The organism is Algoriella sp., from assembly GCF_036647415.1.
In the GTDB taxonomy this organism is placed as follows: Bacteria; Bacteroidota; Bacteroidia; order Flavobacteriales; family Weeksellaceae; genus Empedobacter.
In genome coordinates this window covers 15,613-29,039 of sequence record NZ_JAVXKG010000002.1, presented here as the reverse complement: position 1 = coordinate 29,039, position 13,427 = coordinate 15,613, and the positions used below count along the sequence as shown (strand labels likewise).

The following is a 13,427-nucleotide window of genomic DNA, read 5'->3' as shown; positions in this document are numbered from 1 at the left end:
TTAAAATGTAATGGACAATCTTGCATTAATCGAGTCTTTTGGAGATTTTAAAGACGATAAGAATATCGACCGTATTACACTTATGGCTATCCTAGAAGAAGCCTTAAAAAGTGTATTGAAAAAGAAATATGGTTCTGATGATAACTTTGACATTATTGTAAATCCTGACAAAGGAGATTTAGAAATTTGGCATAACCGTATTGTTGTAGAAGACGGTTTTTCTGAAGACGATGCAACAGATATCGAATTAGCTGAAGCACGTAAAATTGAACCAGATTTTGAAGTAGGTGAAGAAGTTTCGGAAAAAATTCCAATCGAAGCATTAGGTCGTCGTGCCATTTTAACTTTACGCCAAACATTGGTTTCTAAAGTTATGGAGCATGATAACTCTAACTTATACGAAAAATTTAAAGGATTAATTGGAGAAGTTGTTTCAGGAGAAATTCACTATGTACGTCACAAACATGTGATAATCATGGATGATGATCAAAATGAAATGATTTTACCAAAAGAAAATCAAATACCATCAGATTTTTTCAGAAAAGGAGAAACATTGCGTGCAATTGTTGATGATGTAAAATTAAGAGGAGCAAAACCTCAAATTATTTTATCAAGAACATCACCAAAATTCTTAGAGAAATTATTTGAACAAGAAATTCCAGAAATTTTAGACGGATTAATTACAATCAAAAATGTAGTTCGTATCCCTGGAGATAAAGCAAAAGTTGCAGTAGAATCTTATGATGACCGTATTGATCCTGTAGGAGCATGTGTGGGTATGAAAGGTTCTCGTATTCATTCAATCGTTCGCGAATTACGTAACGAGAATATTGATGTAATCAATTATACAAACAACCAAAGCTTATACATTCAACGTGCATTAAGCCCAGCTAAAATAGCAAATATAGAGATTGACGAAGAAAGAAATAAAGCGTTAGTCCATGTAAATGCAGACGAAGTTTCTAAAGCAATTGGTAAAGGTGGTTATAACGTACGTTTGGCATCTAAACTTGTTGGAATGGAAATTGATATTTTTAGAGAAGGAGTACAAGATGAAGATGTAGAATTAAGAGAATTCTCAGACGAAATCGATTCTTGGGTAATCGACGCATTTAGCGCGATAGGATTAGATACTGCAAAAAGTATCTTAGAACAAGATGTAGATGACTTAGTAAAACGAACAGACCTAGAAGAGGAAACAATTTTAGAAGTAATTCGTGTCTTAAAAGAAGAGTTTGAAGATTAATTCATTCTCAAGTCATAAACAATTTGTAAATTTGCAAAACATTATATAAAAATAAGAGATTAGTTTCATATGCCGGAAATAAGATTAAGTAAAGTATTAAAAGAATTAAATATATCAATAGATAGAGCTGTTGATTTTTTAGAAGCCAAAGGTAAAACAGTAGAAAAAAACCCAAACTCTAAAATCGACTTGCCGACTTATGATATTTTAGTTAATGAGTTCCGGTCTGATGCGAAACAAAAGCAAGCTTCCGGTGAAGTAGTCATTAACAAAATTTCTGATATCAAAGCAGCAGAAAAGAAAGAAGCAGATGCAAAAGCGGCAGCTGAAAAACCTGTTGTTATAGAGAAACCTACAATTACAGAAAAACCTGTAGCTGTAGAAAAACCAGAAATTACACAAACGACGAAAGTTGAATTGGAAGGTCCTAAAACTGTTGGTAAAATAGATTTAGATGCTTTAAAACCAAAAGCTAAAGTTGAAAAAACTTCAGCTAAGGAAGAAGAAGTTAAGAAACAAGAAATTAAAAAAGAGGAAGCTCCTATAGCAAAAGTTGAGGAGAAGAGTCCAGAATTACCTAAGGAAACAAAAGGTCCTAAGGTGATAAAAGTAATTGATCTTGATAAAATAAATAATACGAGTAAACCTAAAAAACAAGATTCTCCGGCTCCTAAAAAAGAGCAAGCAGAACCTAAAAAGGCTGAAGCACCAAAGGTGGAAGTTAAAAAAGAGGTGAAGAAAGAAGAACCTAAAAAGGTTGAAGAGGTGATAAAGCCTGAAACAAAATTGGAAGCGAAGCCTGAAGTGAAGAAAGAAGAAATAGAAGAAGTAGCGCCTGAGACTCAGAAAATAGAGACTGTTTATACCAAATTAGATGGTCCTAATTTTACTGGAGCTAAAATTGACTTATCGAAATTTGATAAGAAAAAACCAGAGCCAAAAGGAAACCAAAAAGGTGGGAATAGTGCAGCTGACAAGAAGAAGCGCAAACGTATTCAGAAAAATGTTAAGCCAGAAGATGTAGCAAAAACTGGAGATAACACAAATAACAACCGTCAAGGAGGTAATACAAATCACCAAGGAGGTAATAACAACCGTCAAGGTGGAAACAATAATCACCAAGGAGGTAATAATAACAACCGTCAAGGTGGTGGAGCAGGAGCTGGTAATAACAGACCTGGAGGAAACAACAGACCTGGAGGAAATAACAATCGCCCAGGAACAGGAAACAATCGTCCGATAACAAACTACAGAGGTGGACAACGTGTACCTCCAGCAGAACTTTCTGACGAAGATGTTAAAAAACAAATTAAAGACACTTTAGACAAACTTACAAATAAAGGTAAGGGAGCGAAAAGTGCAAAACATAGAAGAGACAAACGTAATCAACGTCGTGAATATGCTGAATTAGAGCAAGAAGCGATGGATAAAGATAAAACGTTACACGTAACAGAATTTGTTACTGTAAACGAATTAGCTTCTTTAATGGATGTTTCTGTAACAGAAGTAATTTCTGCTTGTATGTCTTTAGGAATCATGGTTACCATGAACCAACGTCTAGAAGCTGATACAATTCAATTAGTAGCAGATGATTTTGGATTTGAAGCTGTATTTGAAAGTGCTGAAGAAGAAATTTCTACTGAAGAAGAAGTAGTTGATAGCCCAGAAGATTTAGTAACTCGTGCGCCAATCGTAACAGTAATGGGACACGTGGATCACGGTAAAACATCATTATTAGATTATGTTCGTAAAGCTAACGTAATCGCTGGTGAATCAGGAGGTATCACACAACATATTGGTGCATATAACGTAACATTACCTAGCGGTAAACGTGTAGCATTCTTAGATACTCCAGGTCACGAGGCCTTTACAGCAATGCGTGCTCGTGGTGCTCAAGTAACAGATATCGCAATTATTGTGATTGCTGCTGATGATCAAATCATGCCACAAACAAGAGAAGCAATTTCTCACGCACAAGCTGCGGGTGTACCAATGGTATTTGCAATCAATAAAATTGATAAACAAGGAGCTAATCCAGAAAAAGTAAAAGAGCAATTAGCTCAAATGAATATCTTGGTAGAAGATTGGGGTGGAACATACCAATCTCAAGAAATTTCTGCAAAATCTGGTTTAGGAGTTGAGGATTTATTAGAAAAAGTTTTATTAGAAGCTGAAGTATTAGATCTTAAAGCAAATCCAAATCGTAAAGCATCTGGTACAGTTGTAGAAGCTGCATTAGACAAAGGACGTGGATATGTATCTACAATTATTGTACAAACGGGTACATTAGCCATCGGAGATTATGTATTAGCAGGATCTCACCACGGTAAAGTACGTGCGATGTTAGATGAGCGTGGAAACAATGTAAAAGTTGCAGGTCCATCTACACCAGTTACAGTATTAGGTTTAGACGGAGCGCCAACAGCAGGTGATAAATTCAAAGTTTACGAAGACGAACGCGAAGCGAAACAAATTGCATCTCGTAGAGATCAATTACAACGTGAGCAAACTATTCGTACACAGAAACATATTACACTTGATGAGATTGGACGTCGTATCGCTTTAGGAGATTTCAAAGAATTAAATATTATCTTGAAAGGAGATGTGGATGGTTCTGTTGAAGCATTAACAGACTCATTACAAAAACTTTCTAACGAAGAAATTATCGTTAACATCTTACATAAAGGTGTTGGACAAATTACAGAATCTGACGTATTATTAGCTTCTGCTTCTGATGCAATCATTATCGGATTTAATGTTCGTCCAGGTGTTTCTGCTCGTGATATTGCGGATAAAGAAGAAGTAGAGATTAGAACATATTCTATTATCTATGCTGCAATCGATGAGGTGAAAGAAGCGATGGAAGGTATGTTATCTCCAGAGTTGAAAGAGCAAGTTACAGGTAATATCGAAGTTCGTGAAACATTCAAAGTAACGAAAGTTGGAACAATTGCAGGATGTATGGTATTAGATGGTAAAGTTTACAGAAACTCTAAAATCCGTATTATTCGTGATGGTGTTGTAATTCACGAAGGTGAGTTAGCTTCATTAAAACGTTTCAAAGATGACGTGAAAGAAGTTTCTAAAGGTTACGAATGTGGTCTTAACATCAAAAACTTCAATGATATCAAAGAAAATGATATTATCGAAGCTTACGAAACTATCGAAGTTAAAAAGAAATTAAAGTAAATTTAATTTTATAACATATAAAAGGGACTCAATTGAGTCCCTTTTTTTTATGAATAATAATTTATTAAGTCTTTTTATTTGTGAAAATTATTCTAAATTAAACTTGTATTGCAGGATTATATCCTATTTTAACATTATTTTAAAGTTTTATTTTAGTTTATTTAAATAAGATTTGGTTTGTAGTCTATAAAGTCTATAAATTTGCTAGACTTTAAAATGGTAAAATGATAAGAAACAAATACTCTCTCAAGAAATTATTTTTACTCGCTACATTATTTGGCGGATCAGTACTGTTTGCTCAACAAGCAAAAGTGCATGGTATTGTAGAAGATGCCAAGGGTCCAATAGCTAATGCAACGGTTAATGTAAAAGGAACTTCTATTAATACAACAACTGATGCCAATGGATTTTATGAAATTCTAGTAAATCCAGGAAATTACAACATTGTCGTAACAAAAGCAGGAGAGCCAACAAATGAACAAACAATTACAATTATAGACGAACAAGAAGTTGATTTAGATTTCTTTTTACAATCAATAGACGCACAAACTGATCTTAGCGAAGTTGTTTTGATTGGTTCTCGTAGCGTTGGACGCACACAATTAGATTCTTCTACACCAGTTGATGTAATTGATGTAAAAGAAATAACAAAAGATGTTGGTCAGGTTTCATTAAATCAAATTTTGAACTACGTTGCACCTTCATTTAGCTCAAATACACAAGTTATTTCTGATGGGACAGATCATATAGACCCAGCTTCGTTACGAGGTCTTGGACCAGATCAAGTATTGGTTTTGATTAATGGAAAACGTCGTCACACAACATCGTTAATTAACATCAATGGTTCATTTGGAAAAGGATCTGTAGGTACAGATCTTAATGCAATTCCGACTTCAGCAATCAAACGAATTGAGATTTTACGTGATGGTGCAGCAGCGCAATATGGCTCTGATGCAATTGCAGGTGTTATCAACATTGTGTTAGATGATTCGACAGATAAAGTAAGAGCAAATATTACGTATGGCGGAAATTTATCGAAGAACGCAGAAGATAATTTTGATGGAGAAACATTTCAGGCAAATGTAAACTATGGCGTTAAAGTTGGTGAAAAAGGTGGTTTTGTAAATCTATCTGGATCGTACGATAAACGTCAACCATTCAACCGTCAAAAAGAATTTACAGGAACAATTTTTTCTGATTATAATCGACCAGATTTATATCCAAATCCAACAGGAGTAGATATTACAACAGCAGAATTAGAACGTCGTGGAGAAACACGTGCCGATTATGTTTCGCGTATTGGACAGTCAAAAAATGAAGGTGGAGCAATCTTTTTAAATTCACTTTTTCCAGTTTCGGATAAGACAGAAATTTATGCTTTTGGAGGTTTGAATTATCGTTTGGGTGAATCGGCAGCTTTTCGTCGTCAGCCAGCACAATTAAATCAAACTGTTTCTACTATTTTTCCAAATGGTTATATGCCATTAATAGAAACAAATAATTACGATCGTTCCTTAGCTGCTGGTATTCGTAGCGAAATTGGTGATTGGAAAGTTGATTTCTCAAATACGTATGGAAATAACACAATCGATTTTGGAGTTAAAAATACAGTGAATGCATCTATGTTAGACTCTTCTCCAACTTCTTTTGAAGCTGGTGGATATCGTTTTACACAAAATACAACCAACCTAGATTTTTCTCGTTTTTTTGATGATGCATTGGCAGGAATTAATGTTGCTTTTGGAGCCGAATTTCGTTACGAAAATTATAAAATTGTAGCAGGAGAGGAATCTTCTTATGCAAATTACGGTAAAGTTCGTCAGATAGGAATTGGAGCCAATGGACAACCAATTTATACACCCGATTTTAATGGAAATATCAACACATTATTTGCAGCGAATGGTTCAGCTTTTGCAGGTGGAGCGCAAGCTTTTCCTGGTTTTCTACCAGCAAATGAAGTTGATGCAAGCAGACATTCTGTAGCAGCTTATTTGGATACGGAATTTAATTTTACTAAAAATTGGTTAGTTGCAGCCGCAGTTCGTTACGAAGATTACTCAGATTTTGGCTCGACATTGAATGGTAAAATATCAACACGATATAAGTTAGGTAACTATGTTTTGAGAGCTGCTGCAAGTACAGGATTTAGAGCGCCATCTTTACATCAAATGTATTTTAGTGCAACATCAAGTTTATTTTTAGATGGCTCAATTTCTAATTCAGGAACATTTACAAATGATAGTCGTGCAGCTAAATTATTAGGAATACCAGAATTGAACGAAGAGAAATCGAAAAGTGTTTCAGCAGGTTTTACTGCAAATTGGGGTAAATTTAAGTTGAGCGTAGATGGTTATTTTATCCGAATTGATGATCGTATTATTTATACAGGAACTTTTACGGGAAGTAATGCAGCGAATGCTACAACTCAAGACAAAGAAATTTACGAATTATTACAACAAGCAAATGCAACATCTGCACGCTTTTTCGCTAATGCAATTGATACTGAAACCAAAGGAATAGATGTTGTTTTAACGTATCAAGAAAAGTTTGGTTTAGGAAAATTAAGAGCAGATTTATCAGCCACTTTCAATAAAACAAATGTTGTAGGTGATGTACATGCATCAGACTTATTAAAAGGAAAAGAGGCTACTTATTTTGATCGTTCGAGTCGTATTTATTTAGAATCGGCTGTTCCACGTACAAAAGTTAATTTATCATTGAATTATAGTCTAGATAAATGGAACGTGTATTTACGAAACGTTTATTTTGGAGAGGTTGATGGAGCAACAAATAATTTAGCAGATGCGCAGACTTTCGGAGGAAAAGTAATTACAGATTTAAGTTTTGGTTATGCTGTTAATAAAAATATTTCAGTAACAATTGGTGCAAATAATTTGTTAGACGTTTATCCTGACAAGACAAATGTTGGAAGTTTACGTGGTGCAGGATATTTCTTGTACTCAAGAACAGGACAGCAATTTGGTACAGGTGGTCGTTTTGCTTTCGCAAGATTGTCATTAAATTTATAATAAAATATAGTTTTAGGGTTTTTTGCCAAACTTTCATTAATTTGATGAAGGTTTGGTAATTTTGTTTAAAATCATTTCAAATGAAAAATATATCATTAATAATACTTTCATTCTTCACATTTATTCAAGTAAATGCGCAAGAATCATATAAAAATGGAGTTGTTGTGACGGCTCATCCCGAAGCATCAAAAGTTGGAATTGATATTCTGAAAAAAGGTGGAAATGCAATAGATGCATCTATTGCGGTGCAATTTGCTTTGGCAGTTGTTTATCCAAACGCTGGTAATATTGGTGGAGGCGGTTTTTTAGTTTATCGCGATGCAAAAGGAAATACAGATGCGTTAGATTTTCGTGAAAAAGCACCGCTTAATGCGAAAGAAGATATGTATTGGGATAAAGAAGGTAATCCAATTACAGATCTTAGTTTGTATGGACAATTGGCTGCTGGAGTTCCTGGAACAGTAGATGGAATGGTAAAAGCACACGAAAAATATGGTAAATTAAGTTGGAAAGAATTGCTACAACCAGCAATAGATTTAGCTGAAAAAGGTTTTCCAATCACAAAACAACAAGCGAGTGAATTAACAAATAAACATGAAGATTTTGAGAAATATAACAAAGTTGCGAATGCGTTAATTTCTCGTTCAACTTGGAGTCAAGGAGATTTATTGATTCAAAAAGATTTGGCAAATACGCTGAAATTGGTTCAACAAAAAGGTAGAAATGGTTTTTATTCTGGTAAAACAGCCGATTTGATTGTGAATGAAATGAAGCGTGGAAATGGAATTATCACAAAAAAAGATTTAAAAAATTATCATTCAGTTTGGCGAAAACCAGTTTCTGGAGCTTACAAAGATTACAACGTAATTTCTATGCCACCGCCATCAAGTGGAGGAATTGCATTGGTTTCGTTGTTTCAATCTATCGAAAAATATCCATTGAAAAAGTGGGGATTTCAGTCAGATTCTACAATTCAAGTTATGGTAGAAGCAGAACGCCGAGTTTATGCAGATCGTGCTGAACATTTGGGAGATCCAGATTTTTTTAAGGTTCCTCAAAAACAATTGTTAGACAAAACCTATAATGTAAATCGTATGAATAATTTTTCGTTTGATAGAGCAACACCAAGTTCTGCTGTAAAAGCGGGTGAAATTATTGGAAAAGAATCGATGGAAACAACGCATTATGTAATTGTAGACAAAGATGGAAATGCAGCTTCTGTAACAACTACTCTTAATGGTTCTTACGGTTCGTTAGTTGTAGTTGGTGGCGCAGGTTTTTTATTGAATAATGAAATGGATGATTTTTCTGTAAAACCAGGAACACCAAATATGTATGGTTTGGTGGGAGGAAAAGCGAACGCAATTCAGCCACAGAAACGTATGTTAAGCTCGATGACGCCTTCTATTTTAGAGAAGGATGGTAAACTGTTTATGGTTGTCGGAACTCCAGGTGGCTCTACAATTATTACTTCTGTTTTTCAAACAATTCTGAATGTTGTTGATTTTGGAATGACAATGCAAGAAGCTGTTGCTGCTTCTCGTTTTCATCATCAATGGTTGCCAGATCAAGTAGATTACGAACCAAAAGCAATTTCTGAGAATGTAAGGGAAACATTGCGCAAAAAAGGATATAATTTGAAAGAAAGAAATGCTTATGGACGCGTAGATGGTATTTTGGTTAATCCAAACGGAACATATCAAGGTGGTGCAGATCCGCGTGGAGATGATAAAATTGAAGGATATTAAGTTTATAATTTCTAAGAATTTACATAAAAACAAAAGGCTATTCATTATCGAATAGCCTTTCTTGTTTTATATTTTGAATAAAGATTTTACCAGCCTTTTATAGCTCCACCTTTGAAAACTTCATCTGCTTTTTTAGCAACTTGTTCAGACTGGTACGCTTGTACAAATTTCTTCACTTTTTCATCGTTTTTGTTATCTTCACGACTCACAATGATATTTACATAAGGCGATTCTTTGTTCTCTGTAAAAATTCCTTGTTTTTTTGCATCTAAACCAGCTTGTCCTGCAAAATTATTATTAATAACAGAGATTGCTACTTTTTCATCATCTAAAACACGAGGCAATTGAGGTGCTTCTAATTCTAAAATTTCTAATTTTTTTGGATTAGAAACAACATCAGTTAATTTAGGAAATAAACCAACTCCATCTTTCAATTTAATTAAACCTATTTTTTGTAACAATAATAAAGATCGTCCACCATTTGCAGGATCATTCGGAATAGCAATTGTATTACCTTCTTTTAACTCGTTTATAGATTTTATTTTTTTAGAATATCCAACAATTGGGTATAAAAATGTATTTCCAACAGGCGCTAATTTATATCCTCTTTGTTTTTCTTGTTCTTCTAAAAATGGAACAGTTTGATAAGCATTAACATCTAAATCTCCATTGTTCAACGCTTCATTTGGAACGATATAATCATTGAAAGTAATCAATTCTACATCCAAATTATATTTTTCTTTTGCAACTTGTTTCGCAACCTGAGCCACTTCAAATTCAGGTCCAGTCATCACACCAACGCGTATTGTATTTGCATCGGTTTTAGATTCACCACATGATGTTAAAGCAAATGCTGAAATTGTTGTAAGAAGTATATTTTTAATTAACTTTTTCATTGTTTAAATTATTTATGATTGAATTTTTTTGATAAGAAATCACCAGCAAATTGGATGATAAAAACGATAATTATTAAAAGAATTAAAACGGTATTCATAATAAAAGTATCGTATCCAACATACCCATATTGATAACCTATTTGTCCTAATCCACCCGCTCCTACAGCGCCACCCATTGCTGAATAGCCGACTAAAGTAATTAGTGTAATTGTTGCAGCATTTATTAACGATGGTAATGCTTCTGGTAACAAAACTTTGAAGATGATTTGCGAAGGTTTTGCGCCCATAGAGCGTGCTGCTTCTATCAAACCTTCAGGAATTTCTAATAAACTATTTTCGACCAAACGCGCTATAAATGGTGCGGCTCCAATACTAAGAGGTACCAAAGCGGCTGCGACACCAATTGACGTTCCGACCAGACCTCGTGTAAAAGGAATCATCCAAACGATTAAAATAATGAATGGAATTGAACGAAAAACATTGACAAAAAATGCTAAAATTTGATTGATTAATTTGTTTTCTAACAACTGTCCTTTTCTCGTCAAAAACAAGAAAATTCCGATTGGAAGTCCAAGTAAAAAACCAAAAAATCCGGAAACAAATGTCATCAAAACTGTTTCCCAAGTTCCCTTAAGTAATAGATTAATAACTGCTTCTGACATAACCGATTTTTTCTAAATTAAATTTATTTTGCTGTAAATATGTTTCGATTTCTGAATTTTCTTTTGAATTAATTTTCAAGAAAAATGTTCCATAATTAATTTCTCCAGCATATTCTATTCTCGAATTAATTATTTCTGCTTCAGTTTTATACAACGAACTTATTTCTGCAATAAGTTGATTGAATTTTGGTTGATTGGTAAAATTTACCTTATAAATGGTCGAATTATTTTCTGAATAAGTATCAACCAAATTTTTCTGAAAGCTTAGTGGTAAAGCAATATCCAACGAACTTTTAATAAATTCTTGTGTAATATTTTCTTTCGGATTTGTAAAAATAGCTTCCACAGATCCGTGTTCTACCAACTTTCCGTCTTCTATAACGCCAACTTCATCACAAATAGAATTGATAACTTCCATTTCATGCGTAATCAATAAAATTGTCAGATTAAGTCGTTGATTTATTTCTTTCAACAATCTCAAAATAGATTTTGTAGTAGCAGGATCCAAAGCACTTGTCGCTTCGTCACACAACAAAACTGTCGGATTATTTGCCAAAGCACGCGCTATTGCAACACGTTGTTTTTGTCCGCCCGATAAATTTGTAGGATATTCTTTTGCTTTTTCGTGAATACCAACAAGGTGTAAAAGTTCATCAACCTTTGTTTTGATTTGGCTTTTCGAAACACCTTCTAATTCCATCGGAAATGCAATATTTTCTTCTACAGTTCGTGAAGAAAGTAAATTAAAATGTTGAAAAATCATTCCGATTTTTCTTCTTTCTAATGTTAATTTAGAATTGCTTAATTCTAAAAGATTAATTCCATCTACCAAAACTTCTCCTTTATCAGGACGCTCCAGTAAATTAACACAGCGAATCAAGGTGCTTTTTCCTGCACCAGATTTACCAATGATTCCAAAAATTTTTCCTTCATCAATTTTTAAAGAAACATCGCGTAAAGCATAAATTTCTTTTTTAGAAGTTTTAAATGTTTTGGATATATTTTTTATCTCAATCATTCTCTATTTTTAATAAAAAAACCTCTCAAAAAACATCAAGAGGTTTGTGTATTTTATATTAATTTTAGTCTATCAAAGTTATAGACATTTAAATTCTTATGCAAAAATAATTAATTTTTCACGAATGATTTTTTAATAAATAAGAATTTTATTCTTTTAAATTTTAGTTTAATAAAATAAATTTCTAAATATATTAATTTTGAATTAAGATTAATTTTATAATAAATCGATTATTAGTAATTATTTCTTATGATAAAACATCTCTTATTTCTGGATTTTTCTCGAATTGAGCTTTTGCAAATGGACATAACGGAATTACTTTTACATTCTCTTTTCTAACCCAATCTACTAATGCCGTCAATGCTTTTTTACCGACACCTTGTCCTCCGTATGCTTCGTCAACTTCGGTATGATCAATAATTATTTTATCATTACCAGCCCAAACATAAGCCATTTCACCTGCTTTTTTATCGCCATCTAAAACGACAAAAGCTCCATTTTTTTGATCATCAATTTGTTTAACTTCCATCTTGTTCTATTTTATAGTTGAATTATTAGTTTTCTAATGTACCAAATTTTCCGTTATTATAATCATCAAAAGCTTCACGAATTTCATCTTGAGTATTCATTACAAAAGGTCCATAAGAGGCAATCGGCTCGTTTAGAGGTTCTCCACTCAAAATTAACACAACACTATTTTCTTTTGCTTCAATTTCAAAATCTTCTCCTTCGTTTGTGAAAAGTAATAAATGATCGGTAGGTACAATTTCTTCATTGTTTACTTTTACTTCACCTTCTATTACGAGTAGAACTGTATTGTAATTTGCAGGGAAATTAAAATTAGCTTTTCCACCTTCGTTTAATTTTGCATTCAACATATTAACAGGAGAAAATGTAGAAGCAGCACCTTTTGTTTGATTATAATTACCTGCGATTACTTCAATAATTCCATTTTCTACATCAACTGTCGGAATATTTTTATGATCGATAGCTTGATATTTTGGCGCACTCATTTTATCCTTTGCTGGCAAGTTTACCCAAAGTTGAACCATTTGGAAAATTCCACCTTTTTTATAAAATTCTTCTGCATGATATTCTTTGTGTAAAACTCCCGAAGCAGCAGTCATCCATTGTACATCGCCTTGATGAATTGTTCCGCCTCCGCCAGCACTATCGTGGTGAGAAACACTACCTTCGTAAGCAATTGTAACTGTTTCGAAACCACGATGTGGATGTACGCCAACTCCTTTTGGAATATCTGTTGCTGGAAAATGAAATTTAGAATTATAGTCTAGCATAATAAATGGATCCATGCGTTTCATACCTAAATGATAACCGTTTGGAATAAAATTATGAACTCTAAATCCATCTCCTACAAAATGAGGTTCTCTTGGCGCTACAACTATTTCTATTTTTTTTGTGTTCATATCTATAAATTTTATATTTTCTACTTTTAATAAAACAAATTTACAACCACAAAAGCATCCTGAAATTGATATAAGTTAAGAAGTTGTTTATGTATTAAGCGAAATAAAAAACCACTTCGGTTGAAGTGGTTTTGAGAATTTTTTGATTGATAAGGAATGATTTTAGAAATAATAAGAGATTGTCATTCTGAGCTTGTCGAAGAATCTTTTCG

9 protein-coding genes are annotated in these 13,427 nt (G+C 33.4%); 4 read left to right on the top strand and 5 right to left on the bottom strand.

The window, feature by feature from the left end; genetic code table 11:
• Positions 1 to 10: 10 nt before the first annotated feature.
• From nusA to ggt, 4 genes are all read left to right on the top strand, one after another.
• Entirely contained in the window at positions 11 to 1,246 is a 1,236-nt protein-coding gene (nusA, locus tag RSC72_RS01060; RefSeq protein ID WP_332544048.1) for a transcription termination factor NusA, read from the top strand.
• 69 nt (positions 1,247 to 1,315) lie between these two features.
• A complete protein-coding gene (gene infB, locus RSC72_RS01055; RefSeq protein WP_332544047.1) occupies positions 1,316 to 4,435 on the top strand; it encodes a translation initiation factor IF-2 in 3,120 nt (1,039 codons plus the stop codon).
• A gap of 224 nt (positions 4,436 to 4,659) precedes the next feature.
• Complete coding sequence (locus RSC72_RS01050) at positions 4,660 to 7,464, top strand: TonB-dependent receptor (RefSeq protein WP_332544046.1); 2,805 nt, start codon at positions 4,660 to 4,662, stop codon at positions 7,462 to 7,464.
• An 80-nt stretch (positions 7,465 to 7,544) separates the two neighbouring features.
• Positions 7,545 to 9,212 carry a gamma-glutamyltransferase gene (gene ggt / locus RSC72_RS01045; RefSeq protein WP_332565975.1) on the top strand — a complete coding sequence of 556 codons (1,668 nt, stop codon included), beginning with the start codon at positions 7,545 to 7,547 and terminating at the stop codon, positions 9,210 to 9,212.
• A gap of 86 nt (positions 9,213 to 9,298) precedes the next feature.
• Here ggt and metQ read toward each other — a convergent pair whose 3' ends face one another.
• The 5 genes from metQ to RSC72_RS01020 form a co-directional block, all read right to left on the bottom strand.
• On the bottom strand, positions 9,299 to 10,108 hold the full coding sequence (gene metQ, locus RSC72_RS01040) for a methionine ABC transporter substrate-binding lipoprotein MetQ (protein ID WP_332545162.1): 810 nt from the start codon (positions 10,106 to 10,108) through the stop codon (positions 9,299 to 9,301).
• Between the two features lie 8 nt (positions 10,109 to 10,116).
• Positions 10,117 to 10,770, bottom strand: coding sequence for a methionine ABC transporter permease MetI (gene metI / locus RSC72_RS01035; protein WP_332545164.1), 654 nt, complete (start codon positions 10,768 to 10,770; stop codon positions 10,117 to 10,119).
• The gene (locus RSC72_RS01030; protein ID WP_332545165.1) at positions 10,751 to 11,788 is read right to left on the bottom strand and encodes a methionine ABC transporter ATP-binding protein; all 1,038 of its coding nucleotides are present in this window, start codon (positions 11,786 to 11,788) and stop codon (positions 10,751 to 10,753) included. The genes metI and RSC72_RS01030 overlap by 20 nt, the downstream gene beginning before the upstream one ends.
• A 247-nt stretch (positions 11,789 to 12,035) precedes the next feature.
• Positions 12,036 to 12,317: a GNAT family N-acetyltransferase gene (locus tag RSC72_RS01025; protein ID WP_332545166.1), complete on the bottom strand. Its 282-nt coding sequence runs from the start codon at positions 12,315 to 12,317 to the stop codon at positions 12,036 to 12,038.
• A gap of 25 nt (positions 12,318 to 12,342) precedes the next feature.
• Positions 12,343 to 13,215 (bottom strand): pirin family protein, encoded by an 873-nt coding sequence (locus RSC72_RS01020; RefSeq protein WP_332545168.1) that lies wholly within the window; start codon positions 13,213 to 13,215, stop codon positions 12,343 to 12,345.
• Positions 13,216 to 13,427: the final 212 nt, after the last annotated feature.

Bases quoted from the DNA above. Each gene is read 5' to 3' on its own strand.
- nusA (WP_332544048.1), top strand. From the start codon at position 11: ATGGACAATCTTGCATTAATCGAGTCTTTTGGAGATTTTAAAGACGAT.
- infB (WP_332544047.1), top strand. From the start codon at position 1,316: ATGCCGGAAATAAGATTAAGTAAAGTATTAAAAGAATTAAATATATCA.
- RSC72_RS01050 (WP_332544046.1), top strand. From the start codon at position 4,660: ATGATAAGAAACAAATACTCTCTCAAGAAATTATTTTTACTCGCTACA.
- ggt (WP_332565975.1), top strand. From the start codon at position 7,545: ATGAAAAATATATCATTAATAATACTTTCATTCTTCACATTTATTCAA.
- metQ (WP_332545162.1), bottom strand. From the start codon at position 10,108: ATGAAAAAGTTAATTAAAAATATACTTCTTACAACAATTTCAGCATTT.
- metI (WP_332545164.1), bottom strand. From the start codon at position 10,770: ATGTCAGAAGCAGTTATTAATCTATTACTTAAGGGAACTTGGGAAACA.
- RSC72_RS01030 (WP_332545165.1), bottom strand. From the start codon at position 11,788: ATGATTGAGATAAAAAATATATCCAAAACATTTAAAACTTCTAAAAAA.
- RSC72_RS01025 (WP_332545166.1), bottom strand. From the start codon at position 12,317: ATGGAAGTTAAACAAATTGATGATCAAAAAAATGGAGCTTTTGTCGTT.
- RSC72_RS01020 (WP_332545168.1), bottom strand. From the start codon at position 13,215: ATGAACACAAAAAAAATAGAAATAGTTGTAGCGCCAAGAGAACCTCAT.